General features: G+C 57.0%; 19 protein-coding genes. 12 read left to right on the plus strand and 7 right to left on the minus strand.

Annotated elements, in window-relative coordinates:
- Positions 1 to 64 precede the first annotated feature (64 nt).
- A complete protein-coding gene (gene icd, locus GRX76_RS12655; RefSeq protein ID WP_160153651.1) occupies positions 65 to 1,315 on the plus strand; it encodes an NADP-dependent isocitrate dehydrogenase in 1,251 nt (416 codons plus the stop codon).
- Between the two features lie 252 nt (positions 1,316 to 1,567).
- On the opposite strand, the gene cspD is transcribed toward icd, so the two are convergent.
- A complete protein-coding gene (gene cspD / locus GRX76_RS12660; protein WP_160153652.1) occupies positions 1,568 to 1,852 on the minus strand; it encodes a cold shock domain-containing protein CspD in 285 nt (94 codons plus the stop codon).
- A gap of 361 nt (positions 1,853 to 2,213) precedes the next feature.
- Here cspD and clpS point away from each other — a divergent pair, with 361 nt between their 5' ends.
- Together clpS and clpA are read left to right on the plus strand one after the other, a co-directional pair.
- A complete protein-coding gene (gene clpS, locus GRX76_RS12665; protein ID WP_160153653.1) occupies positions 2,214 to 2,609 on the plus strand; it encodes an ATP-dependent Clp protease adapter ClpS in 396 nt (131 codons plus the stop codon).
- 135 nt (positions 2,610 to 2,744) lie between these two features.
- Positions 2,745 to 5,030: an ATP-dependent Clp protease ATP-binding subunit ClpA gene (clpA, locus tag GRX76_RS12670; RefSeq protein WP_160153654.1), complete on the plus strand. Its 2,286-nt coding sequence runs from the start codon at positions 2,745 to 2,747 to the stop codon at positions 5,028 to 5,030.
- Positions 5,031 to 5,160: 130 nt separating this feature from the next.
- On the opposite strand, the gene infA is transcribed toward clpA, so the two are convergent.
- The 4 genes from infA to trxB all read right to left on the minus strand — a co-directional run bounded on the left by infA (position 5,161) and on the right by trxB (position 8,527).
- Positions 5,161 to 5,379 (minus strand): translation initiation factor IF-1, encoded by a 219-nt coding sequence (infA, locus tag GRX76_RS12675; RefSeq protein WP_010130378.1) that lies wholly within the window; start codon positions 5,377 to 5,379, stop codon positions 5,161 to 5,163.
- A 311-nt stretch (positions 5,380 to 5,690) separates the two neighbouring features.
- Entirely contained in the window at positions 5,691 to 6,410 is a 720-nt protein-coding gene (locus GRX76_RS12680; protein WP_160153655.1) for an arginyltransferase, read from the minus strand.
- A gap of 222 nt (positions 6,411 to 6,632) precedes the next feature.
- A complete protein-coding gene (aat, locus tag GRX76_RS12685) occupies positions 6,633 to 7,403 on the minus strand; it encodes a leucyl/phenylalanyl-tRNA--protein transferase (RefSeq protein WP_201276809.1) in 771 nt (256 codons plus the stop codon).
- A 182-nt stretch (positions 7,404 to 7,585) separates the two neighbouring features.
- Positions 7,586 to 8,527, minus strand: coding sequence for a thioredoxin-disulfide reductase (trxB, locus tag GRX76_RS12690; RefSeq protein WP_160153656.1), 942 nt, complete (start codon positions 8,525 to 8,527; stop codon positions 7,586 to 7,588).
- A 443-nt stretch (positions 8,528 to 8,970) separates the two neighbouring features.
- On the opposite strand from trxB, the gene GRX76_RS12695 reads away from it, so the two are divergent.
- The 7 genes from GRX76_RS12695 to GRX76_RS12725 all read left to right on the plus strand — a co-directional run bounded on the left by GRX76_RS12695 (position 8,971) and on the right by GRX76_RS12725 (position 16,861).
- Entirely contained in the window at positions 8,971 to 11,295 is a 2,325-nt protein-coding gene (locus GRX76_RS12695; protein WP_160153657.1) for a DNA translocase FtsK, read from the plus strand.
- A gap of 94 nt (positions 11,296 to 11,389) precedes the next feature.
- The gene (lolA, locus tag GRX76_RS12700) at positions 11,390 to 12,007 is read left to right on the plus strand and encodes an outer membrane lipoprotein chaperone LolA (RefSeq protein ID WP_160153658.1); all 618 of its coding nucleotides are present in this window, start codon (positions 11,390 to 11,392) and stop codon (positions 12,005 to 12,007) included.
- A complete protein-coding gene (locus GRX76_RS12705; protein WP_160153659.1) occupies positions 12,000 to 13,340 on the plus strand; it encodes a replication-associated recombination protein A in 1,341 nt (446 codons plus the stop codon). The genes lolA and GRX76_RS12705 overlap by 8 nt, the downstream gene beginning before the upstream one ends.
- Before the next feature lie 90 nt (positions 13,341 to 13,430).
- Complete coding sequence (gene crcB / locus GRX76_RS12710) at positions 13,431 to 13,805, plus strand: fluoride efflux transporter CrcB (RefSeq protein WP_160153660.1); 375 nt, start codon at positions 13,431 to 13,433, stop codon at positions 13,803 to 13,805.
- Between the two features lie 18 nt (positions 13,806 to 13,823).
- Positions 13,824 to 15,101, plus strand: coding sequence for a serine--tRNA ligase (gene serS, locus GRX76_RS12715; RefSeq protein ID WP_160153661.1), 1,278 nt, complete (start codon positions 13,824 to 13,826; stop codon positions 15,099 to 15,101).
- Between the two features lie 17 nt (positions 15,102 to 15,118).
- The gene (cysG, locus tag GRX76_RS12720; protein WP_160153662.1) at positions 15,119 to 16,498 is read left to right on the plus strand and encodes a siroheme synthase CysG; all 1,380 of its coding nucleotides are present in this window, start codon (positions 15,119 to 15,121) and stop codon (positions 16,496 to 16,498) included.
- 99 nt (positions 16,499 to 16,597) lie between these two features.
- Positions 16,598 to 16,861, plus strand: a complete 264-nt coding sequence (locus tag GRX76_RS12725; protein WP_160153663.1) for a hypothetical protein — start codon at positions 16,598 to 16,600, stop codon at positions 16,859 to 16,861.
- 102 nt (positions 16,862 to 16,963) lie between these two features.
- On the opposite strand, the gene GRX76_RS12730 is transcribed toward GRX76_RS12725, so the two are convergent.
- Positions 16,964 to 17,569 carry an FMN-dependent NADH-azoreductase gene (locus GRX76_RS12730; protein WP_160153664.1) on the minus strand — a complete coding sequence of 202 codons (606 nt, stop codon included), beginning with the start codon at positions 17,567 to 17,569 and terminating at the stop codon, positions 16,964 to 16,966.
- A gap of 108 nt (positions 17,570 to 17,677) precedes the next feature.
- Here GRX76_RS12730 and GRX76_RS12735 point away from each other — a divergent pair, with 108 nt between their 5' ends.
- Positions 17,678 to 18,622: a LysR family transcriptional regulator gene (locus GRX76_RS12735; protein ID WP_160153665.1), complete on the plus strand. Its 945-nt coding sequence runs from the start codon at positions 17,678 to 17,680 to the stop codon at positions 18,620 to 18,622.
- Positions 18,623 to 18,707: 85 nt separating this feature from the next.
- Here the strand turns inward: GRX76_RS12735 and GRX76_RS12740 are convergent, their stop codons facing one another.
- Positions 18,708 to 21,065 carry a penicillin acylase family protein gene (locus GRX76_RS12740; RefSeq protein ID WP_160153666.1) on the minus strand — a complete coding sequence of 786 codons (2,358 nt, stop codon included), beginning with the start codon at positions 21,063 to 21,065 and terminating at the stop codon, positions 18,708 to 18,710.
- Between the two features lie 333 nt (positions 21,066 to 21,398).
- Between GRX76_RS12740 and GRX76_RS12745 the strand changes: the two genes are divergently transcribed.
- Complete coding sequence (locus tag GRX76_RS12745) at positions 21,399 to 23,975, plus strand: TonB-dependent receptor (RefSeq protein ID WP_236250352.1); 2,577 nt, start codon at positions 21,399 to 21,401, stop codon at positions 23,973 to 23,975.
- Positions 23,976 to 24,050: the final 75 nt, after the last annotated feature.

Consider the following 24,050-nt stretch of genomic DNA (forward strand, 5'->3'; position numbering starts at 1 on the left):
CATTATGCCGGTTTTCCGCCCACAAAGCCGGACGTTTAGTCAAAGAGTTACGGGAGTCAACTTAATGGGTCATATCCAAGTGCCGGCCAACGGCCAAAAAGTCACAGTCAATGCAGACGGTTCTCTGAACGTACCAAACAGCCCGATCATTCCGTTCATCGAAGGTGACGGTATCGGTGTGGATATCACCCCGGTAATGCGCAAAGTGATCGACGCTGCGGTCAGCAAGGCGTATAGCGGCGAGAAAGCCATCGAGTGGATGGAAATCTACTGTGGCGAAAAAGCGGCTGAAACCTACAGCGGCGACTGGTTCCCGGCTGAAACCCTGGAAGCTATCAAAGAATACGTTGTCAGCATCAAAGGCCCTCTGACCACTCCAGTAGGCGGCGGCTTCCGCTCCCTGAACGTTGCCCTGCGCCAGGAGCTGGATCTGTACGTATGTCAGCGCCCAGTGCGCTGGTTCAGCGGTGTACCTTCTCCGGTTAAAGAGCCGAACAAGGTAGACATGGTGATCTTCCGTGAAAACTCCGAAGACATCTACGCCGGTATCGAGTGGAAAGCCGGTACTGACGAAGCCAACAAGGTTGTTAAGTTCCTGCAGGAAGAAATGGGTGTTAAGAAGATCCGCTTCCCGCAGAACGTAGGTATCGGTGTTAAGCCGGTTTCCGAAGAGGGCACCAAGCGCCTGGTGCGTAAAGCCCTGCAGTACACCATCGATCAGGACCGCGACTCCCTGACCCTGGTGCACAAAGGCAACATCATGAAGTTCACCGAAGGTGCCTTCGCCGACTGGGGCTACGAAATTGCCCGCGAAGAGTTCGGCGCTCAGCCGATCGACGGCGGCCCCTGGTGCAGCTTCAAAAACCCGAACACCGGCAAGGAAATCGTGGTTAAGGACGTGATCGCCGACGCCATGCTGCAGCAGATCCTGCTGCGTCCGGCCGAATACGACGTAATCGCCACTCTGAACCTGAACGGCGACTACCTGTCTGACGCCCTGGCTGCCCAGGTAGGCGGTATCGGTATCGCACCGGGTGCCAACCTGTCTGACGAAGTGGCTCTGTTCGAAGCTACCCACGGTACTGCACCGAAGTACGCTGGCCAGGACAAAGTGAACCCGGGTTCCCTGATCCTGTCCGCAGAAATGATGCTGCGTCACCTGGGCTGGAACGAAGCCGCTGAGCTGGTTGTTAAAGGTGTGGAAGGTGCGATCGAAGCCAAGACCGTTACCTATGACTTCGAGCGTCTGATGGATGGTGCAGAACTGAAGTCCTGCTCCGAGTTCGGTGAGGAAGTTATCAAGCACATGGCTTGATCCTCAGCGAATGAAAAACCCCGCACCGAAAGGTGCGGGGTTTTTTTTGTCTTTTTTAAGCGCTGGACGAGAGCCTGGGGTTCTAGTTGCCGGATCGGCAAGGTCCCGTGGCTGGCACGTGTGTGCCACTGGCGGTGCGCAGGAAAGTATGTGATCTGTCGCCGGGTTGTGGCGTCATCACCTTAGGGTTATAGCTGGCATTGGCTACCGGGAGCCGAGCGCCCGGTAAGCGCAATGCGAGGTTGCGAGCCGTTAGCCGAGGGCGTCTTCGGTTTCTTTTTCTCGCATGGACTGAGCCTGTGGCGCAGGACTGGAGGCCCGCGGGGCTTCCGTCGTCGGCAGACTGATGTTGGCAGCGTGGTAGCCTTTATCACCCTGAATAATATCGAACTGAACCTGTTGGCCGGCTTTCAGGGTGCGATACCCTTCCATTTGAATTGCCGAATAATGTGCGAACAGATCCTCTCCACCCTCATCAGCCAGAATAAATCCATATCCCTTGGCATTATTGAACCACTTAACGGTACCGGTAGGCATGGCGAAATCCCTCTAAATTGCCGGGGCGACTGCTGGCCGCCAAAAATTGTATTAATTATTGTTATCGCGCTTCATGCGCTTGTTGCGATGCACAAAGTCATTTGTACAACGTTTTGCGAGTGCCTTAAACCGCGTTGGCGCGGTTAATACCTCTTGTAGCCAAGACCCCAGCCCTTGTCAAGTGAATCAGCCTGGGCGGACTGTGCCCGGAGGGGTTTGGGGTTACAATGGCCGCTCGCAATTTTCACCGCAGAAGCTGAACCCGACCAAAATGGGCGCACGAGTCGAGACTCAGGCTTGCTACCAATAATGGGGGCGCCAGCACTGTGAACTGATTCCGCAATTCTGATTGACTGGCACTATGGGAAAATCACAAATCATTAAACTACACTCGAACGAAGGCGAGGGTGGTGACGATCACTACTTTCACGGTGCGGAGGGCGGCACCGCACTGGCCGAGGCCAAGCCTCGACTCAAGCGACCGCCAATGTACAAAGTGGTCATGCTCAATGACGACTACACGCCCATGGAGTTTGTGGTTGAGGCGCTGGAGCTTTTCTTTTATGTGAATCGTGAGCGCGCCACGCAGCTGATGTTACAGGTGCACACTAAGGGAAAAGCCATCTGTGGTGTCTATACTCGAGATATAGCGGAAACAAAGGCCGCACAGGTAAATCAGTTCGCAAGAGATCACGAGCATCCGCTGCTGTGTGAGATCGAGGCGGACGAACAGGATGAACACGGCGAAGAGGGGTAAAGCAACTGTTCCAGCGCCTGCAGTATCAGCTCCAGGTGCGATTTTCCGGCCGGTTATCCGGCACCGCAACTCAGGAATACCGGGCGTTTGCCAAAAAAGCCCGGATGACATTGGCCAGTAAGGTTTGAGGTTTAGATGCTCAGCAAGGATTTAGAGGTAACGCTCAATCTAGCGTTCAAAGGTGCACGGGCGAAACGCCACGAGTTCATGACCGTAGAGCACCTGCTGCTGGCGCTGCTGGACAACGAATCAGCGGCTGATGTCCTGCATGCCTGCGGTGCAGACCTGAGTGCATTGCGCCGGGAGTTGCTCGAGTTTGTGGACTCAACCACACCACTTATTCCCGAAAATGACACCGAGCGGGAAACCCAGCCCACCCTCGGCTTTCAGCGCGTGTTGCAGCGGGCAGTTTTTCACGTCCAGTCCTCCGGTAAAAAAGAGGTGACCGGTGCGAATGTACTGGTCGCAATATTCTGTGAGCAGGAAAGCCAGGCGGTTTATTACCTCAAGCAGCAGAGTGTTGCCCGTATTGATGTCGTGAATTACATCACCCACGGCATCTCCCGTGTCAGCTCTGGCGGCAACAACACGCACAACAACCCCGATCCCTCTCCCGAGCAGGTGGACGAAGATCTCGGCGCAGCTTCCGAGTCCGGTGGCTCAGATCCGCTGGAAAGCTATTCCACAAACCTTAACCAGGAAGCCATTCTCGGTCGTATCGATCCCTTGGTGGGTCGCGCACCAGAAGTAGAGCGCGTTACCCAGATTCTGGCTCGCCGGCGCAAAAACAATCCGCTGCTGGTGGGGGAGTCCGGCGTTGGTAAAACGGCCATCGCCGAAGGCCTGGCGCGACGTATTGTGGACGGCGAAGTGCCCGAACCGCTGAAAGAAAGCACAATTTACTCCCTTGATCTCGGTTCACTGCTTGCCGGTACCAAATACCGCGGTGACTTTGAAAAACGGTTCAAGGCGCTGCTGGCGGAGCTCAAGAAGCGTGAACATGCGGTGCTGTTCATTGATGAAATCCACACCATTATCGGTGCCGGTGCTGCCTCCGGTGGTGTCATGGATGCATCCAACCTGCTGAAGCCGCTGCTTTCCAGCGGTCAGCTCCGCTGCATTGGCTCCACCACATTTAACGAATATCGCGGCATTTTTGAGAAAGATCGTGCCTTATCACGCCGATTCCAGAAAATTGACGTGCATGAGCCCTCCGTGGAGGAGACAGTTCAGATTCTGCAGGGGCTCAAAACCTGCTTTGAAGACCACCACAAGGTGCGTTTTACCGACTCTGCACTGGAAGCGGCCGCGCAGCTGGCCAATCGCCATATCACCGAACGATTCCTGCCAGACAAAGCCATTGATGTAATTGATGAGGCCGGTGCCTACCAGGCGCTACAACCGCCAGAGCAGCGTAAAGACACCATTTCTGTCACCGAGATTGAAAATGTAGTGGCAAAAATGGCACGGATTCCGGCCAAGAGCGTTTCCGCTTCCGATAAGGCGGCCCTGGCCAAGCTCGATGACAACCTCAAAATGGTGGTGTTCGGACAGGATCAGGCCATTGAGGCGCTCAGCACCTCCATCAAGCTCTCCCGTGCCGGCCTTGGCGCGGAAGAAAAGCCCATAGGATCCTTCCTGTTCGCGGGCCCCACCGGTGTCGGCAAGACCGAGCTCTGTCGCCAACTGGCCCAGGTGATGGGTATAGAGCTGATTCGTTTTGACATGTCTGAGTACATGGAGCGCCACACGGTTTCACGCCTGATTGGTGCACCTCCCGGCTATGTCGGCTTTGACCAGGGAGGCTTGCTTACGGACGCTGTGACCAAGCATCCTCACAGTGTGGTGCTGCTTGATGAAATTGAAAAAGCGCACCCGGAAGTGTTCAACCTGTTACTGCAGGTCATGGACCACGGCACACTGACGGATAACAACGGCCGCAAGGCGGATTTCCGCAACGTTATCGTGATCATGACGACCAACGCCGGCGCCGAAGTAATGAGTCGCCGCTCCATTGGCTTCGCCAATCAGGATCACAGCAGTGATGGAATGGAGGAGATCAAGAAAATGTTCACTCCGGAATTCCGTAACCGGCTCGACAGCATTATCCAGTTCGGTGCGCTGGATCTTGAGGTGGTCAAAACGGTGGTGGACAAATTCGTTGTGGAGCTGCAGGCGCAGCTGGACGAATCCCGGGTCACTCTCGAAGTCGATAGCGAAGCGCGCGAGTGGCTCGCTGTGAATGGCTACGATGAGAAGATGGGCGCGCGCCCGATGGCTCGCCTGATTCGCGAGAAGCTGCGCAAACCGCTGGCGGAAGCCGTACTCTTTGGTGAGCTGTCGGAGGATGGCGGCAAGGTGGAAGTGACCGTTGAAGACGACCAGCTGAAAATCAGGACGGCGGTACCGGCTCTTCACTAAACCTGCGATGACTAAAGGCCAAAGAGCCACTAGCCGCAACGAAAAAAGCCACCGTATGGTGGCTTTTTTATGTGCCGCGCCTGCGGTGCAGGGCACTGAGCACAATGACCGGCCGAGGCCGGCTGGCAATTTAGCGGGCGCGGTAAGTAATTCGGCCCTTGCTCAGGTCATAGGGTGTCAATTCAACCTTAACCTTATCGCCCGTTAAGATGCGGATGTAGTTTTTGCGCATCTTGCCGGAAATGTGTGCGATTACCACATGTCCATTTTCGAGTTTCACGCGGAATGTGGTATTTGGCAGGGTGTCGATGACCTCGCCTTCCATTTCAATGTAATCGTCTTTTGCCATGCGGCGCAGCAACCTTTGAGTAATTTGTACTAGCTTTTCCGCCTTAAAATTCGGCCCATTCAAGTGAACGATTTCAGTTCAAGGGGGACCCAGCGGTACGACGGGCGTGCATTTTGCACGAAAAGTGATGACAGGCCAAGCGAAACCACGCCTTACCGTGAGACTTGTGTTCAGGACACCTGAATGACCGGTGGCCGGTATTAAATACAAGAACCTAACCGGGTTAGGCGACCGGCTGGTTTCCATTGGGGATGCAGTTGGGCTGGAGCGCCGGCACCTTGGTACTGAACGGTACGTTGTTGCTGGAAAGTTTAGTCGGATTTCAGGGACCAGCGGTTGTTCTGAAGGATTTCCAAAGGCTGGAACTGGCTCTTGTAGGCCATCTTCTGGCACTGGGCTATCCAGTAGCCCAGGTAAAGACTGGGGAGCCCAAGGCGGCGAGCCCATTCAATTTGATACAGCACGGAATAGCTGCCGAGACTGCGCTTGATTTCGTCAGGATCGTAAAAGGTGTAAATCGCAGAAACGCCGGTACTCAGCACATCGGTAACGGCCGTGGCAACCAAGCGCCCCCGCGCACGAAACTCCAGATAGCGCGTGCTACCCCAGGCGTTGTTCAGAAAACTGCGGAACTGGTCGCGACTGGGCGGGTACATTTCCCCATCGCCATGGCGTTGCTCTATATAGCGCGCGTACAGCCCGTAATGTTCATCGGTATCGATGTCTTTCAGGTGAAATACATCCAGGTCGCGGTTCCGGCGCCAGCAGCGTCGCTGGTTGCGATTCGGAATGAATAAGTCCACCGGTACCCTGGCGGGAATGCACGCCTGGCAGTGTGTGCACTGCGGGCGATACAGGTAATTGCCGCTGCGCCGAAAGCCCATTTCTGACAAACGGCTATAGAGGCGCTGGTCAACGGGGGTTTGTGGATCCACGAAAACGGTCGTGGCTTCCTGGTCATCCAGGTAGCCGCAAGGGTGGGGCAGGGTGGCCAGTAGTCGCACCGAATCCAGTTGGGAGAACTGGCTCATGACTTGGTGAACCTGATGTGAAATTTGCCGGTATGCGGCTGTACACCCCGATCGCGGATGGAGGCACGATAGGCCGGTCGGCGGGTCGTTTTATTCACGATATCAATGGCTCCACGCATTTCTCAGGTCAACTGCTCCCGCAGGATCACACCAGAGGGTAATTTGCGGTCACAAAAAATACAAATGGACGCCTCAGATACTGTGCGCGACTTTACGGGACGTTCACATCGATTCGAATAGCTCCGGCGATGGACTGCTGGGCCAGAGGTGAGGAAACCCGGGCTCCCGTGTGCCTTCCGTGTCAGCTGAGTTAGCTGAATCACCGAGGCCGGTGCGCAGTAGCGATTCAAAGTCAGCCCGCGACATTTCCTTGGCACCAAGACTGGCCAGGTGTGGGTTGCTCACCTGGCAGTCGATCAGCTGACCACCCCAGTGTGCCACCTGCCGTACCAGATAGGCGAACGCCACCTTTGAGGCATCGGTTGCGCGGTGAAACATGGATTCACCGAAGAACACTTTGCCGATGGCAAGCCCGTAAAGTCCGCCCACCAGCTCCCCATTGGACCAGGTTTCGACCGAGTGCGCGTACCCCAGCTGGTGCATATCAAGATATGCCTCGCGCATATCGTCGGTAATCCAGGTGCCGGACTCGCTTGCCCGGGGCGCGGCGCAGCCGTCGAGTACTGCCTCAAATGCTTGATCAAAGGTTACCTGGTAGCGTGCCTGCCGAATCACCTTCCGCAGGCTGCGGCTGAATACAAGAGATTGCGGTCGAACCACGCAGCGTGGGGAGGGAGACCACCAGAGAATTGGCTGGTCGTCCGAAAACCAGGGGAAAATACCTTTCCTATAGGCCGCCAGGAGCCATTCTGGCGTGAGGTCGCCGCCAACAGCGAGTAAACCGTTTGGATCATCCAGGGCCTTGCTGGTTTCCGGAAACGCAATATTGTCCGGATCGAGCAGGGTAAGGATCTCATCGGTGCTACTGGTCAAAACTGCGCCTCAATGTCGTTGTTCGAGACTGGTGGTTCGAAATTGATTGCTCGAAGTTGATTACTGGAGAGCGGGGCAGAATAACAGATAGGCAGAGGCCGGGTGACGCGCCAAAAAAAACAGGCGGCACAAGGCCGCCTGTTTTTCGTCACGCAATGCTCACGCGAGCATTGGCGGTCTTCTTACTGGGCGTCGAGGAAGCGCTCAGCATCCAGAGCGGCCATACAGCCGGTGCCGGCAGACGTTACTGCCTGACGGTAAATGTGGTCGGAGACATCACCCGCGGCAAATACACCCGGGATGGAAGTCTGGGTGGCGTTGCCGTGCAAGCCGCTTTCCACAACGATATAGCCACCGTTCATTTCCAGCTGACCTTCAAAGATGTCGGTATTGGGCTTGTGGCCGATGGCAATAAATACACCGGAAACCTCAACTTCCTTGGTAGAGCCGTCCTGTACATTCTTCAGGCGCACACCAGTAACCCCGTTATCGTCACCCAGCACCTCATCGAGGGTGTGGTGCCAGCAGAGATTGATGTTGCCGTTTTCGGCTTTTTCCAGCAGGCGATCCTGCAGGATTTTCTCCGCGCGCAGGCTGTCGCGGCGGTGTACCAGGGTCACTTCGCTGGCGATGTTCGACAGGTACAGCGCTTCTTCCACGGCAGTATTACCACCACCGACCACAACGACTTTCTGGTCGCGGTAGAAGAATCCGTCGCAGGTCGCGCAGGCACTGACACCACGTCCCTGGAAAGCTTCTTCAGAGGGCAGGCCAAGGTACTGCGCGGAAGCGCCGGTGCAGATGATCAGGGCATCGCAGGTGTAGGTCTCATTGCCTTTCAGGGTGAAGGGGCGCTGCTTGAGGTCTACTTCGTGGATGTGATCGAAAATGATGTTGGTGTCGAATCGCTCAGCGTGCTGCTGCATCTGAACCATCAGGTCCGGGCCCTGAAGGTCGTGTACGCCACCCGGCCAGTTTTCGACTTCGGTGGTGGTGGTCAGCTGGCCGCCTTGCTGCATTCCGGTAATCACTACCGGATTCAGGTTGGCGCGAGCCGCGTAAATTGCAGCGGTGTAGCCGGCAGGGCCGGAGCCGAGAATGATCAGACGGTGATGGTTGCTCATGACTGGACTCACAATACTTCGAATTTTAAGGCGTCAATGGATGAAACGGTGTCTAAGGCAGCCTAAGAAATGCAGCGGCATAGACTGCCAGTGTCAAAATTGCGGGCAATGATAGGGGAAAGCCTCTAATGCTTCCAAATAGTTTGGGCTTATTTATCTGATTGCACCCTTTTATAGGCTCATCAAATAACTGGGAGGGTTCGCCGCCATATATGCGCAAGGTCAAGGGTGTTCAGGCCCACGTGAGATTCTTCTACAGACTTCTACAAATTGCGTGAATTAGTGCCTGTAAGTATTTGTTTTAAATAATAAAATCTAAAGTTAAAGTGTTTTCTCAGCTGTGCTCGCGGTAGCAATTGCCCCAAGGCTGTAGTACACAGAAGCTTTGGCGCTGTGAGCGCCCATATAATCCTGATAAATCCCGTGATGATCGAGGTAAGCCATTGAAGGCTGAAAGTGATAGTGAATCCGCAGGTAGCATCCCGGATTCCCTGATTGCGCGAATTTTGCGCGAAGGTGCCCTTATTGCACTGCTGGCTGGCGCGTTGCTGGCGGGTATAAGCCTGCTCAGTTATAGCCCCCAGGACCCCGGCTGGTCGCACACCGGGCACGGTAGTGGCATCAACAATGCGATTGGCCCCACTGGCGCCTGGGTTGCTGACGTGTTTCTGTCGCTGCTGGGCTGGATGGCGTACCTGTTCCCGGTTCTGATTGGTTGGCGAGCCTTCCGCATATTGCGGGATAAAAACGCCCGCTTTCACGGTCTCTTATTCGCACTGCGCGTTGGCGGCCTGATTGTGCTGCTGCTGTCGGGCGCCGCTCTGGCTACCCTGTGTTTTAGCGAATCCCACCAACCGCTGCCATTTTCCAATGGCGGCATCATCGGCGCATCGATATCCAACTTTATGGAGACCGGGCTCGGCTACGTGGGTGCCACGATTCTGTTGCTCGCGATGTTTGCCATCGGGATTACCGTCTTCACCGGCATGTCCTGGCTCAAGTTGTTTGAGGATATTGGCCGCAGCGTGCTGTTTGTATTCGGCTGGCTGGCCAGCCGTATGGCGCATGCGCGGCAAGAGCGGGAAGAGAAGCGGGTGGCACGGGAGGCCATCGTGGTTCGCAAGGCGGCGGTAGAAGAGGAAAAGCAGCGCACCGCCAAACGGATACCACCAAAAATCGAACCGGCCGCGCCGCCGGTCAAGCAGAGCCCACGGGCTACCAAAGAAAAGCAGGGCGAGCTGTTCAAGGGGCCGGTAACCGGCACACTGCCGCCGCTGTCACTGCTGGATTCGCCGGATACCAACAAGAAGGCTGGTTTCTCCCGCGAAGCGCTGGAGGCCCTGTCACGCCTGCTGGAATTGAAACTCAAGGATTTCGGGGTAGTGGCGGAAGTAGTCTCGGTTCTGCCGGGGCCGGTAGTCACCCGCTTTGAGATACAACCCGCTCCCGGGGTAAAAGTCAGCCGTATCACCAATCTCGCTAAAGACCTGGCCCGCTCCCTGGCGGTCATCAGTGTGCGGGTGGTGGAGGTGATTCCAGGCAAATCGGTGGTGGGTATTGAGATACCTAATGAAAATCGCCAGATGGTGCGCCTCTCCGAGGTTTTGGGTGCAGAGGTGTATGAAAAGGCCGGCTCAGCGCTGACCCTGGCGCTGGGCCACGATATCGCCGGGCAGCCGGTGGTAGCGGATCTCGCGAAGATGCCGCACCTGCTGGTGGCCGGTACTACGGGTTCCGGTAAGTCGGTGGGCATCAATGTGATGTTGCTCAGTCTGCTGTACAAATCCACCCCGGACGAAGTGCGGCTGATTCTGGTGGACCCGAAAATGCTGGAACTCTCGGTTTACGAGGGAATCCCGCATCTGCTGACACCGGTCATCACTGACATGAACGATGCGGCCAATGGCCTGCGCTGGTGTGTTGGCGAGATGGAACGGCGTTACAAACTGATGGCCGCCATGGGTGTGCGGAACCTGGCCGGCTTCAACCGTAAGGTTAAAGATGCGATTGCGGCTGGTGAACCGCTGATAGACCCGATTTGGCAGCCAGACCCCATGTCCAGCGTTCCGGAGGCTGAACAGACCGCACCGCACCTCAAGCCGTTACCGGCGGTAGTTGTGGTTATCGACGAATTTGCTGACATGATGATGATCGTTGGCAAGAAGGTTGAGCAGCTGATCGCCCGTATCGCGCAAAAGGCGCGGGCGGCGGGGATTCACCTGCTACTGGCGACCCAGCGCCCCTCTGTGGATGTGATTACCGGCCTGATCAAAGCCAACGTACCAACCCGCATGGCCTTCCAGGTTTCCTCCAAGGTCGATTCGCGCACCATTTTGGATCAGGGTGGCGCAGAGCAGCTGCTCGGGCACGGTGACATGCTATACCTGCCGCCGGGTACAGCGGTCCCCATAAGGGTGCACGGTGCCTTTGTGGATGACCATGAGGTGCACCAGGTTGTGGCGGACTGGTGTCGCCGCGGCGAGCCTGAATACATCGACGGTATTGTCGATGATGCCAATAACAGTATTCCGGTGCCGGGAATGGCGACTGAGGGTGGGGAAGACGACCCGGAAGCGGATGCTCTCTACGACGAGGCTGTGGCATTCGTGACCAAATCGCGCAAAGCCTCCATTTCCTCCGTGCAGCGTCAGCTGCGCATCGGCTACAATCGCGCCGCCCGCATGATCGAGGCCATGGAAGCCGCCGGGGTGGTATCGCCACAGCAGGCCAATGGCAACCGCGAAGTCCTGGCGCCGCCGCCGGCGTAAAACTTTTCGTCGCAATTGCACCCGGTTCAGGCCGGGTTCACTTGCCGCCGACTAGGCTTTAAGGACATTCCCGAACAGTTTACGGAAGGCCACTATGAAACGAATTCTGAGCACAATCTGTGTTGCCCTGAGTATCGGCTTCGGTGCAAACGGGGCCTCGGCAGACGCCAGTGATGAACTCAGTCGACTGTTGCAGCCACTGGGCTCCATCTCCGGTAATTTCCGACAGACACTCAAGGACCAGAAGGGAAAAACCCTGCAGAAAAGCAGCGGGAATTTTTCCGTCGAGCGCCCGGGGAAGCTGCGCTGGCAGACCGGCGAGCCCTTCCCGCAGCTACTGGTAACCGACAACAAGAAGCTTTGGCTGTACGATCCGGATCTGGAGCAGGTCACCATTCGTCCGGTCGACAACCGCATGAAGGAAACTCCAGCACTGCTGCTGGGCGGGAAGGTCGAAGATATCCGCGGCTCTTTCAGCGTGGAAAACAAGAAGGGTGCTTACTACCTGACCCCGAAAAGAGCGTCAGCGCCGTTCAAGTCCATGGTGATTCGCTTTGACGGCAAGGGCCTGCCTTCTGCCATGACCGTACGCGATGGCATGGGTCAGACCACCGATATCCAGTTCAATGGCCTGAAGGCCAACCCGAAACTGTCCAATTCCATTTTCCGCTTCAAGCCACCGAAGGGCACCGACATCATCCGCGATGAATGACCTTTTCCAGTCGCCCCCCCGGCACCAACCACTGGCCGCACGCATGCGGCCGCAAACTCTGGCCCACTATGTGGGCCAGACGCATTTATTGGGGCAGGGTAAACCCCTGCGCGAGGCGGTAGAGCGGGGGCAGCTGCACTCCATGGTGCTCTGGGGGCCGCCCGGAGTAGGGAAAACCACCTTTGCGCGGCTATTGGCCGAAGAGTGTGATGTCCGCTTTGCCACGCTCTCTGCGGTGCTCGCGGGCGTCAAGGAAATCCGCCAGGCTGTCGCTGAAGCGGAGCAGCACAGCGCCCAGTTCGGGCGCGGCACCATCCTGTTCGTGGACGAGGTTCACCGCTTTAACAAGGCCCAACAGGATGCTTTCCTGCCTTATGTGGAAGAGGGCACGGTTACCTTTGTCGGCGCCACCACCGAAAATCCCTCCTTTGAATTAAACAACGCGCTCTTGTCCCGCTGCCGGGTCTACCTGTTACGCAGCCTAAGCCAGGAAGAGCTGACTGGCTTGCTGAATCGGGCGCTGCAGGAGGACGAGGAGTTACGCGCGCGCAATATCCAGCTGACCCCGGCGGTGCTCGACAAAATTACCCTGAGTGCTGATGGCGATGCCCGCAGCGCCCTGAACCTGCTGGAAATCGCCTGTGACCTGTCGCGAGAAGAGGGTGGCCAGCAGGTAATTGATGAGGCAGTGCTGGCGGAGGTGCTGACCGCGGATGTGCGCCGCTTCGACAAGGGTGGAGACTACTTTTACGACCAGATTTCCGCACTGCACAAGTCCGTGCGTGGCTCCGACCCGGATGCCGCTCTCTACTGGTTTGCGCGCATGATTGATGGCGGCTGCGACCCACTCTATGTGGCGCGCCGGGTAGTACGCATGGCCAGTGAAGACATTGGCAATGCCGACCCCAGAGCCCTGGAAATCGCCCTCAACGCCTGGGATGTCCAGGAGCGGCTGGGCAGCCCGGAAGGGGAGCTGGCGATTGCGCAGGCGGTGGCTTACCTCGCTGTCGCGGCGAAAAGTAACGCGGTTTACAGTGCGTACAAGCGCGTCCTGGCGGACATCCGCAGGGAGCCCAGCTACGAGGTTCCCATTCACCTGCGCAATGCCCCAACCAAGCTGGCAAAAGAGATGGCGCACGGCGCCGAGTACCGCTATGCCCACGACGAGCCAGACGGCTTTGCCGCTGGAGAGTGTTACCTGCCCGAGGCGATTGCTGGGCGACGCTATTACCACCCGGTCAATCGCGGTCTGGAAAGCAAAATCGAGGAGAAGCTTCAGCGCCTGCAGGCGCTTAACCTTCAAAGCCCGATACAGCGCTATCCGCAAAAATAACCGGATTCCGACCTGGCAGTTCTCTGGAGTGTCGAAAAAACGCTATGATCGCCATTTTTCGGCGATTAAAAAATCGATAGGGAGCTCCTGATGCAGTGGATTGCGATTGCCCTGGGTGGTGCCGTAGGCGCGATTCTGCGGCATCTGATCGGTTTGTGGAGCTTCCCGGTTTTTGAGGGCCGGATTCCCCTCGGCACCTTTATCGTCAACGTTACCGGCTCACTGTTGATCGGTATTGCTTACGTAATGATCGTTGAGCGCGGCATGCTCGGGCACGAGTGGCGGCTACTGATCATGACCGGCCTGTTCGGGGCGCTCACCACCTTTTCGACCTTCTCGCTGGAAACTGTGCTGTTGTGGCACAATGGCCAGCCTTTAATAGCGCTGGCCTATGTCGTGGCCAGCTTTCTGGTGTGTTTGGCTGCGACCGCAGCGGCCATCACACTGGGACTGAAATATCTGTAACGCGGTAATCAAAACACCATGCTCGATCCAAAACTGATTCGTAACCAACTCGACGACGTTGCAGCGGCGCTGACCAAGCGCGGTGTGCAGCTGGACACAGCCAAACTGGAGCAGCTCGAAGAGCAGCGCAAGGAACTGCAGACCCGCACTGAGTCCCTGCAGAATGAGCGCAACAGCAAGTCCAAGAATATCGGCCGGGCCAAAGCCGCCGGAGAAGACATTGCACCGTTGCTGAAAGAGGTCGAATCCCTGGGTGGACAGCTGTCAGAAGCCAAGCAGGCCCTGTCTGAGTTGCAGCAACAGCTGGATGATATTCTGCTGGCCATCCCCAACATCCCGGATGCGTCGGTGCCAGAAGGCAAAGACGAAGACGATAATGTCGAAGTGCGTACCTGGGGTTCACCGCGCAAATTCGACTTTGAAGTGCGCGACCACGTGGATCTGGGTGCGGCCCTGAATGGTCTGGATTTTGAAGTGGCCACCAAGCTGACCGGTTCCCGCTTCGCGGTAATGAGCGGAGAAGTGGCCCGCCTGCATCGCGCATTGGCACAGTTCATGCTTGATCTTCACGTAGAAGAGCACGGCTATAAAGAAGCCAATGTGCCGGTGATAGTAAATAGCGATTCCCTGTTCGGTACCTCGCAGCTGCCCAAGTTTGCCGAGGACCTGTTCAAGCTGGAGGATGAGCGTGGTTTCTACCTCATTCCCACCGCAGAAGTACCGCTGACCAATTTGTACCGCGACGAAATCGTCGAGGACGCCAGTTCTCTGCCGCACAAATTTGCCAGCCATACCAACTGCTTTCGCTCTGAAGCCGGCTCCCACGGGCGCGACACCCGCGGCATGATTCGGCAGCACCAGTTCGAAAAAGTGGAACTGGTGTGGTTTGCCCGCCCGGATCAATCCAGTGACGCGCTCGAACAGCTCACCAGTCATGCAGAAAATGTTCTGCAGAAACTGAACCTGCCATACCGTACCGTGGTGCTGTGTGGTGGCGATATGGGTTTCGGGGCAACCAAAACCTATGACCTGGAAGTGTGGATTCCGTCTCAGGATAAATACCGGGAAATTTCTTCCTGCTCCCTGATGGGCGACTTCCAGGCCCGGCGTATGAAGGCTCGCTGGCGCAACCCCGAAACGGGCAAGCCGGAACTGCTGCACACCCTGAATGGATCCGGGCTGGCAGTGGGCCGTACGCTGATCGCGGTACTGGAAAACTATCAACAGGCCGATGGTAGTGTCGAGGTGCCGGAAGTACTGCGTCCTTATATGCGGGGCGCGACCAAGATCGGCTAGCAGTATGGAATAGAACCTTGCGTTACCTGCCTCTCGCTTTTGATTTGAAAAATCGCCCCTGCCTGATTGTCGGGGGCGGCTCCATCGCCACGCGCAAAGCGCGCTTGCTCAACAAAGCGGAGGCCCGCCTGCTGGTCGTGGCTCCGGATATCACCGATGAACTGCGCCAGCTGGTTCTCGCCAGTGGTGGCGAGTACATCGTCGGCACTTACCGCAGCGAACTGCTGGAAAATGTCGAGATGGTCGTTGCTGCCACCGCCGACAGCGCCGTCAATGCGCAGGTATCTGCCGATGCCCGCGCCCGGCGCCTGCCGGTAAACGTGGTGGATTCACCGGCGCACTGTACCTTTACCTTTCCCTCCATTGTTGAACGCGGCCCGGTGGCCATTGGCATTTCCAGTGGCGGCTCTGCACCGGTTCTGACCCGTATGTTGCGCGCGCAGATCGAGACGTTGCTGTCGCCCGGCCTCGGACTGATCGCCGAGCTGGCTGGACGTATGCGCGACAAGGTGAAAGCAGCCTTGCCGGAAGCCCAGCGCAAAGATTTCTGGCACTGGGTGTTCAACGGTCCCATTGTCGGCCAGGTTGAGCGGGGGCATAAAGCCGAAGCCGAAGCGTCGCTGCTGCAAGAGCTCCAGCGTTGGGAGCAAAAGCCTGCCGCCAGCGGCGAGGTGTATCTGGTGGGAGGCGGCCCCGGCGACCCTGATCTGCTCACTTTCCGTGCCTTGCGCCTGATGCAACAAGCGGACGTGGTATTGTACGACCGGCTTGTATCGAGCGAGGTGCTGGAACTGGTACGCCGGGATGCCGAGCGCATTTACGTGGGCAAGATGAAGCAGTTCCACTCTGTTCCCCAGGACGACATCAATCAGTTGCTGGTGGACCTGGCGAAAGAAGGTAAGAAGGTTCTGCGGCTGAAGGGTGGGGATCCCTTTGTCTTCGGGCGCGGCGGTGAAGAAATCGACAAACTTGCGGAAGCTGGGATTCCATTCCAGGTGGTACCTGGCATTACCGCAGCCATTGGCTGTTCCGCTTACTCCGGGATTCCACTGACACACCGGGACCACGCACAATCCGTGCGCTTTATCACCGGGCACCTCAAGCAGGGTGATCTGGTATTGCCCTGGGACGAGTTGATTACCAAAAACCAAACGCTGGTGTTCTACATGGGACTTACCGGCCTGCCCACCATCTCCGAAAAACTGGTGGCCAATGGTATGGACCCCGACACGCCGGCAGCACTGGTGGAGAAGGGCACTACCCGCGACCAGCGGGTGATTGTAGGCACTATCGCGACCCTGCCAGAACTGGCCGAAACCCACAAAGTGGAGGCGCCAGCGCTCACAATTATTGGCGGTGTCGTTACCTTGCGCGAAAGCCTGGGCTGGTATCAGTAGGGCATCTTCGCACCGTTAAATCCCCACTTCTGATACCCAGAACCAACCACTCGTAAACCTCTATCTATACTGAAGGAGATGTTTGCGAGTGGTGGATATATGTTCTGGATGTTGCTCCGCTTCTATTGCACCCTTCTGGTGCGTAGCTTTGCGCCCCGCGAAAATGAAATTGCGCTGCCTGATGAAGGTGACAGCCACCTGCGCCGCTATTCCCGCCGTTACCGTATTAAACGGGGCTGGGTGAAGAATCTCTGGATTGGCGCATCGCTGCTGATGATCTGCTTTCCTCTGCTGCCTTTTATTGTCGGGCTGGGATTGCTTACCTCATTTCTGTCTTTTGCGATTCTTGACGAAACGGCCTGAGATTTCGTCGCCAATATTCTTCTGGGGTCAGTGACCGACCACAGAAAAAGGGTGACCGAGGTCACCCAAAGCTTACAGGTATGAAACTTTTAACGGCTCAGGTCACGCCAGTTGCGAGAGTCGTTCCCGCGCCGCACTCAGTGCACCATTTCTCGACTCATCACCCATCGCCAAACCTTCCGCGTAGATAAATTCCACTTCGTTTATGCCGATAAATCCAAGGAACTGGCGGATGAAATTCGTTTGCGCATGGTCCTCGCCATACAGCCCCCCACGGGTGATCACCACGTAGGCACGTTTGCCGGTCAGTAAACCCTGCGGACCATTCTCGGTGTATTGGAAGGTCACCCCGGCGCGCGCGATATGGTCAAAGTAAGCGTGAAGGCTCGACGGCACACTGAAGTTGTACATCGGAATACCGAATACCAGCGTGTCCGCCTCCCTGATTTCTTCAATCAGGGTGTTGGAAAAGTCGACCACGTCCTGCTGTTCCGGCGTGCGCTCGGCAGGGTCACTATTGAGGGCCTGAAAGCGCTCCAGATCCAGATGCGGCACCGGACTGGCGGACAGATTGCGGGAAACGATCTCACCGCCGGGGTTGGCGGTGAGCCACTGGTCGGCAAATTGATTGGCCAGCTGGGTGGATTGCCCATCGTTCTGAAACAGGCTGGTCTGAATTTTGAGAAGTTTTCTGGTGTGTTTGGTCATTTGTGTGCCTCCAATGGGCTGCTGATAACCCGATGACTTCATTGAAGCATTGATGGATTAGATAAAAAATTATAAAAATATGCTCAAATCTATCGAGAAATCCGATATATGGCAGTTCAGTCAGATTCGATAAGCCCCCAAACCCCGAGAATCAGCCTCGAGCAATGGCGCTGCCTGGTTGCGCTGGTTGAGGCCGGCGGATACGCGCAGGCCGCGGATCGGCTGCACAAGAGTCAGTCGTCTGTGAGTTATGCGATTCAGAAGCTGGAATCGACGCTCGGGATGAAGGCCTTTGTTATCGAGGGGCGTAAAGCCGTACTGACGAGCACCGGCCACATGCTGTACGCCCGCGCCAAACAGCTTCTGAATGACGCATCGGATATTGAGCGCGACGCCCACAAAGCCTCTGCCGGCTGGGAGTCACAGATTGGTATCGCCGTTGAAGTACTGTTTCCTACCTGGCTACTGCTAAATTGCCTGGATCAATTCGGCCGGGAAAGTCCACAAACCCGTATCGAGCTCTATGAAACGGTGCTAGGGGGCGCCCCGGAAGCCTTGCAAGACGGGCGGGTCGAACTCGCGATATCGCCCCATGTCCCCCAGGGCTATTCGGGTGAACCCCTGGCGCGACAGGTCCGCATCATCCCGGTCGCGCATCCGGAGCACCCCCTGCATCAACTCGGCCGTGAGCTGACGGTTCGGGATTTACGCAGCCACCGCCACCTGGTTGTGCGGGACTCCAGCTCTACCCGTAACCGCAGCGCGACAACGGTAGAGGTTGCACAGCGCTGGACGGTGACCAATATGGCGACGTCAATCGGCGCAGCCTGCCGCGGCTACGGCTTTGCCTGGCTACCCGAGGAAAAGATTCGCAAGGAGCTGTCGGAAGGCGCACTGAAACCATTACCGCTCCGCGGCGGCAGCGAACGCTATGTGCAGATGTATTTGATCTTCGCCGATCAGGAGTCACCCGGGCCAGGCACGAAGCGGTTGGCGCAGATTATCCGTGACGAGATGGAGGCGGGTTGCCGCGCTGCCCAGTGCGACGCTTAGCCTGGATGCACGTAATACGATGAACAAAAAAGGCGCTCGATTGAGCGCCTTTCCTATCGGCCTTATTTATCGGCAGGAATAAAAATTACTGCAGGGTCAGTGTGTAGGTCACCGCCTGTTCCTTCATTGGCGAAGGATTACCCTGCACCCAGTCCAGATGGCCATTGCCGAAGAAAGGGGAGAGCGGGTGGGCGCTCTGACCTGTCGCCATATGGAAAATACCCAATTCCTCATGGCCGGGTGCCACCACCATGCGCTCGGAAGCACCATTGGTGGAAGACTGGAACCGGGGCATGTGGGAGTCACCGGGCAGGTGGTCTGCGGGCATGGCGGTAAACCAGTTGACCGCACTCACCGCTCGTCCCAGCGGGTGTTGAATTTTTGCCGCATTCTGAACACCCCAGGTCTGCTGCTCCAGATCCAACCCGCCCTCAGCCATATCTTCGAGAACGCGATCCAGTGCGGCCAGCTTCAGCGCCTCCCAGGATTCGAATTCCGGGTTCAGCAGGTGTGCCGGCTCATTGGCGAGCATTTCCCATGCCGGATACTCCACCTGGCGGTTTACACGGCCAAATTTAAACTCCGGATCATAACGGCGCATGTAGGTGAGTACCGGTGCCGTAGACAGATCGATAAAGCGCAGGCGGAAGTTTCGCACGATGCGGTAGCCGACGGAGTCAGCACTCGCGCGACCGCCCCAGTCGATAACCTGCTCACGCACTGCATCATAGCCATCAACCCCATCGAGCAATGTGGCGAGCTGTTCCTGCCAGCGGCTGAGGAATACCGCGCGATCGTCCAGCTGAATATCCAGCAAGTCTTGCTCAGTGAACGTCTCGCGGGCGAATAGATCATCGCGAATCTGTTGTTGACGGGCGCCGAGGGCGTAACCGCCGTCACCCATTACTCTGAGGTATTCCCCGTCCATGGTGCGGGAATTTGCCGTCCAGATCCGGTGGGATGGCGGGTTGTAAACCTGGGGCTGCTCTGCGGCACTCAGGTATCCGTCCCAGTGGGCGGCACCATCTGCCCAGCTAACCGAACGGCTGCCATCAAGCCCGACACGGCGGGGAATTGGGCCAGCCACAGTCCAGCCGATATTGCCCTGACTGTCGCCGATCACGAAGTTCTGGTGCGGGATACCCAGCTCAGGAGCCAGATCCATCGCTTCGCGGGTGCTGGAAACCGTTTCCAATTTCAGGATATTCATATTTGCGCCACGCAGGTCGTGGGCAACCCAGCGGTAGGCGAGGGGGTTACCCTTGTGGTCTTCTGCGACAACCGGGCCCCAGATGGTTTTGCGAATCTCCACACTGGCAGCCGGCTTTCCACTAATGGCAATCTCCTCCTCGACAATGTCGAACTCCCGCCAGCCTTCCGGCGTACGGTATTGGTTGCCATCTTCGGATAACTCCAGGGGAATCAGGTCACCCCAATCCGCCGTGGTGTTAGTGAAGCCCCAGGCTACTTTTCCGTTGCTGCCAGCCACGATAATCGGGCCGCCGGGGAGGGTGGCGCCACGCATTTCAAAATCCGTACCCGGCACCTTCCAGCCCGCACGGAACCAGATATTGGGTACCGTAATCGCGAGGTGCATATCGTCGGCAACAATGGCGCCGCCGTGCTCGGTCAGGGCGCCACCCACAACCCAGTTGTTACTGCCGAAGATCATGTCTTCGCTTTCCATCTTCTGGTAAGCCATCGGCTCACCATCTTCTACCAACGCGGCAATGTTGGTCGCGGGAAGCGCGACAGCTTCGCGCGCGTCACCGATTAACGGCGCATCCCAGATGCCGCCCTTGGGTACGAAAAACGCATAAAGATCGTCTGGCAGCAACTCCGCCAGCGCGTTGTCGCGCAACTCAAAATTACCGGTGGTGCTTTGCAAGGTCATATACATGCTGAAAATCGTCAGCAAGCTATCGGCGGTGTCCCAAGGGCGAGGCTCCTGGCGGAGCAGGGCGTATTCCCAGGGGGCGGCTCCCAGTTGCGACAAACCGTAGTTAACCCCGTTGGCGTAGTGCTTGAGAATTTGCTGTTGGTCCTGGGGCATGGCCGCAATGTTGCGTTTGGCCCGCTCGCGGAACTGATGGCGCCGCACTTCCTGATCGTGCTCCAGGGCCGCTTCACCTACCAGCTCCGATAGTTCGCCGGCGGAATTGCGTCGCAGCAGATCCATCTGGAAGAAACGCTCCTGGGCGTGCAGAAACCCGAGTGCAAAGGCGCTCTCGTTGCGGGTCTCGGCGGTAATAAAGGCCACACCCTGGGCGTCGCGCTCTATGCGAACCGGGTGCTCCAGCTGGCCTGTTTGCAGCTCCCCTTCGAGCAGGGGAAGGCTCTGTCGCAGCCAAAGCCAGGCGACAATCGCAACTAGCGATAAAAGGACAGTGGTGGCAATGAGCGCTTTCACAATGCGCCTTGCCCAGGAGTTGGTTTTGATCATCGCAGGATCTCTCGGGTAAAAAGCAAAATCGTTATTTTAGGACTTCGAGGACTGTCGTACTGGTTCCCACTGGGTAAGAGTGTACCAGTGGCAGCCTACACATTAATGGTTACCACAGGACTTAATCTGGTCACAATACTGCTGTTTTGGTCGAATGAAATGCCACCGTGGCGCACTAGTTCACATTTTGCATTACGAAAACTGACCGGTCACAAGAAAAAGGTCACCACAAGCTTTTCTTAGGACACTAGTACCCGTAAGATGGCCGAACATAACTATCCAAAATGACCATTTTCCATCACGCTTTTCATATAACTAAAACGCGAGGACGCGATGATGTACAACGCCGACCAGTCCGGTAAAAACCGGTCCTTCACCCTGTCCACTCTCTCTGCTGCCATTGCCTTTACCGCACTGAGCGGTGCCGCTTCTGCGGCGGAGATTGAAGAAGTTGTGGTAACCGCACAGAAGCGTGCGGAAAACCTGCAAGACGTTCCAATTGCCATTTCTGCTTTCACCGGCGACAGCATGAAGGCCATGGGCGTAAAAAACCTGACCGACCTGGGTAAATTTACCCCGGGCGTTGAAATGAACAACGATACCCCGCTGCAGCCTACCTACAGCGTGCGCGGTATCGAAACCGGTGACTTCACCGTAGGTTCTGACCCTGCGGTAGCCGTTTACGTTGACGGCGTTTACACCGGTCGTGGTGCAGGCGCCGAAGTGCCGCTGGCAGATATCGAGCGTGTCGAGGTACTCAAAGGCCCGCAGGGAACCCTGTTCGGCCGTAACGCTACTGGCGGCGCCATCCATATCATTTCCAAGAAGCCACAGGCAGACGACACCACCGAATTGAACCTGACCGCAGGTAATTATGGCCGTCAGTCCACCGACCTGCTGCTCAACCGTCAGCTGAGCGATAACCTGTACGGTCGCTTCACTGCGTCGACCAACCGCCGCGATTCTTTTGCCGATAACCTGGCCGGAGATTTCGAGGTTGGCAACATCGATACCCAGACTTACCGCGCTTCTTTGCTGTGGGAACCGACCGCAGATACCGAGGTACTGTGGCGCGCTGAGTACGGCGTAATGGATCAGGGCAGTGCACTGCGTACTTCCATCGTTCCGTCTTTGCAAGCGGAAGCGGGCGGCACTGACGTGTTTGGCGACTACGCGCTGGACACCCCGACCATTGAAGATCGTGATTCCTGGGGCACCTCTGTGTCCGTGGTGCACGATTTTGAAAACGTGACCTTCACCTCCATCACTGCTTACCGCGGCTTTGAAGCCCACCTGCAGCAGGACGAGGACGGCACCGCGAACCCGGATTACATGTTTGGCTCTGCCAACTTCGACGATCAGACCCAGTTCTCTCAGGAATTCCGTCTGAACGGCGCTACCGACACCCTGAAGTGGACCCTGGGTGCTTCTTACTCTCGCGAAGAGCTGGAACACACCACTGATGCTTACTTCACTGCTGGCTCTCTGGAATCTTTCGCCGTCTACGAGGGCGTAAAAGCACAGGTAGAAGCACTGGGTCTGGATCTGACCACCACTCAGGTGGAAGATATGGCTTACCAGCAGCGCCAGGCAATGATCGCTGGCGGTCTGGAAGGTGCGGCAGTTGCTACCTTCGTATACGACCTGATGGTGCAATCTGGACAAGCTGACGCGCTGCTGCAACAAATGAATTCACCAGTGCCTGCGAGCATGCTGAATCGTGAGCAGATGGCCGCTCAGTTGATGGCCGGCATCACCCCTTGGGTAATGGCCGACACCCCCTGGACCGAATCTGTACTGAACAAGGGCGACTACCGCTCAGCGGCGATCTACGGTGACGCCACCTGGAGCCTGACTGACAAGTTGGATCTGACCGTCGGCGCGCGTTACACCGCCGATGAGAAAGACTTCTCCATCGTCAGCTCTTACCAGAACACGCTACCGCTGGCACTGGCCGGCGGCATGGTCGACATCATGGGTCCGGATGGCAGCGTCATTGGCCAGCTGCCGATTCCAAGTATCCCGGTTGGCGCCATCCCTGCACCGCGTTTCGGCATGGCATTTAACAACAATGGCGTTGCTGACCTGAATCAGGATCTGAGCGACTCCTGGAGTGACCTGTCTGGCCGTCTGGTTCTGGATTACCGCTGGAACGACGACGTGATGACCTTCATCTCCGTGGCTGACGGCTTCAAAGCTGGTGGTTTCAACAGCTTCAGTGCAGCACCGGGCATCGATCCTTCTTTCGACCAGGAAGGCGTTACCAACCTCGAAATTGGCCTGAAGAGCAGCCTGTTCGACAATGCCGTACGCTTCAACGCTTCTGTGTTCGCGTATGACTACAAGAACCTGCAGCAGTTGGACCTGGTAGGCGCGCCTATCCCCAACTACTACCTGCGTAATGCCGATGCCGAAGGGCAGGGTGCCGAGTTTGAAGTCCAGTGGGCCGCCACCGATAACCTGTTTATCGCTGGTAACTACTCCTTCCTGGATACCGAGTACACCCGTTACCAGATCATCGAATCCATCGGTGAGACAGAGGAAACCCACTCTCGCGTAGGTCAGCCCCGCGTTGGTACCCCGGAGAATAAGTTCAACATCATGGCGGAATACACCTGGGATCTGACCAGCGGTGGTAACGTTGTGCTGCGTGGCGACTACAACTGGACCGACGAGCGTGTTGGCTCCATCAGCGATCCGGCCCGGGTTATCCCGGACTATCAGCTGATGAACCTGCGCGCAGGCTGGAACAGCGCTTCCGATCGTTACTCTGCGGCCCTGTGGGTACAGAACGTAACCGACGAAGAAATCGCTGGCGGCTACGGCGGTACCGGTGCGGCCATTGGTGCCAGCCCTGCATGGCGCTTTATGCCGCGCATGTACGGTGCAGATTTCACCGTGCGCTTCTGATCACAGATATTGTGACAGACAACAAAAGGGTCGGCTTTGCCGGCCCTTTTTTGTGCCTGGGGGAAATGCTAGGCA

It is taken from the genome of Microbulbifer sp. ALW1, assembly GCF_009903625.1.
Classification (GTDB): domain Bacteria; phylum Pseudomonadota; class Gammaproteobacteria; order Pseudomonadales; family Cellvibrionaceae; genus Microbulbifer.

Excerpts from the sequence above, each read along its gene's own strand:
- trxB (WP_160153656.1), bottom strand. The coding sequence starts at position 8,527 with ATGAGCAACCATCACCGTCTGATCATTCTCGGCTCCGGCCCTGCCGGC.
- cspD (WP_160153652.1), bottom strand. The coding sequence starts at position 1,852 with ATGCCTACCGGTACCGTTAAGTGGTTCAATAATGCCAAGGGATATGGA.
- GRX76_RS12745 (WP_236250352.1), top strand. The coding sequence starts at position 21,399 with ATGATGTACAACGCCGACCAGTCCGGTAAAAACCGGTCCTTCACCCTG.
- crcB (WP_160153660.1), top strand. The coding sequence starts at position 13,431 with ATGCAGTGGATTGCGATTGCCCTGGGTGGTGCCGTAGGCGCGATTCTG.
- icd (WP_160153651.1), top strand. The coding sequence starts at position 65 with ATGGGTCATATCCAAGTGCCGGCCAACGGCCAAAAAGTCACAGTCAAT.
- clpA (WP_160153654.1), top strand. The coding sequence starts at position 2,745 with ATGCTCAGCAAGGATTTAGAGGTAACGCTCAATCTAGCGTTCAAAGGT.
- GRX76_RS12725 (WP_160153663.1), top strand. The coding sequence starts at position 16,598 with ATGTTCTGGATGTTGCTCCGCTTCTATTGCACCCTTCTGGTGCGTAGC.
- infA (WP_010130378.1), bottom strand. The coding sequence starts at position 5,379 with ATGGCAAAAGACGATTACATTGAAATGGAAGGCGAGGTCATCGACACC.
- serS (WP_160153661.1), top strand. The coding sequence starts at position 13,824 with ATGCTCGATCCAAAACTGATTCGTAACCAACTCGACGACGTTGCAGCG.
- GRX76_RS12740 (WP_160153666.1), bottom strand. The coding sequence starts at position 21,065 with ATGATCAAAACCAACTCCTGGGCAAGGCGCATTGTGAAAGCGCTCATT.
- lolA (WP_160153658.1), top strand. The coding sequence starts at position 11,390 with ATGAAACGAATTCTGAGCACAATCTGTGTTGCCCTGAGTATCGGCTTC.
- GRX76_RS12735 (WP_160153665.1), top strand. The coding sequence starts at position 17,678 with ATGGCAGTTCAGTCAGATTCGATAAGCCCCCAAACCCCGAGAATCAGC.
- clpS (WP_160153653.1), top strand. The coding sequence starts at position 2,214 with ATGGGAAAATCACAAATCATTAAACTACACTCGAACGAAGGCGAGGGT.
- GRX76_RS12680 (WP_160153655.1), bottom strand. The coding sequence starts at position 6,410 with ATGAGCCAGTTCTCCCAACTGGATTCGGTGCGACTACTGGCCACCCTG.
- GRX76_RS12705 (WP_160153659.1), top strand. The coding sequence starts at position 12,000 with ATGAATGACCTTTTCCAGTCGCCCCCCCGGCACCAACCACTGGCCGCA.
- GRX76_RS12730 (WP_160153664.1), bottom strand. The coding sequence starts at position 17,569 with ATGACCAAACACACCAGAAAACTTCTCAAAATTCAGACCAGCCTGTTT.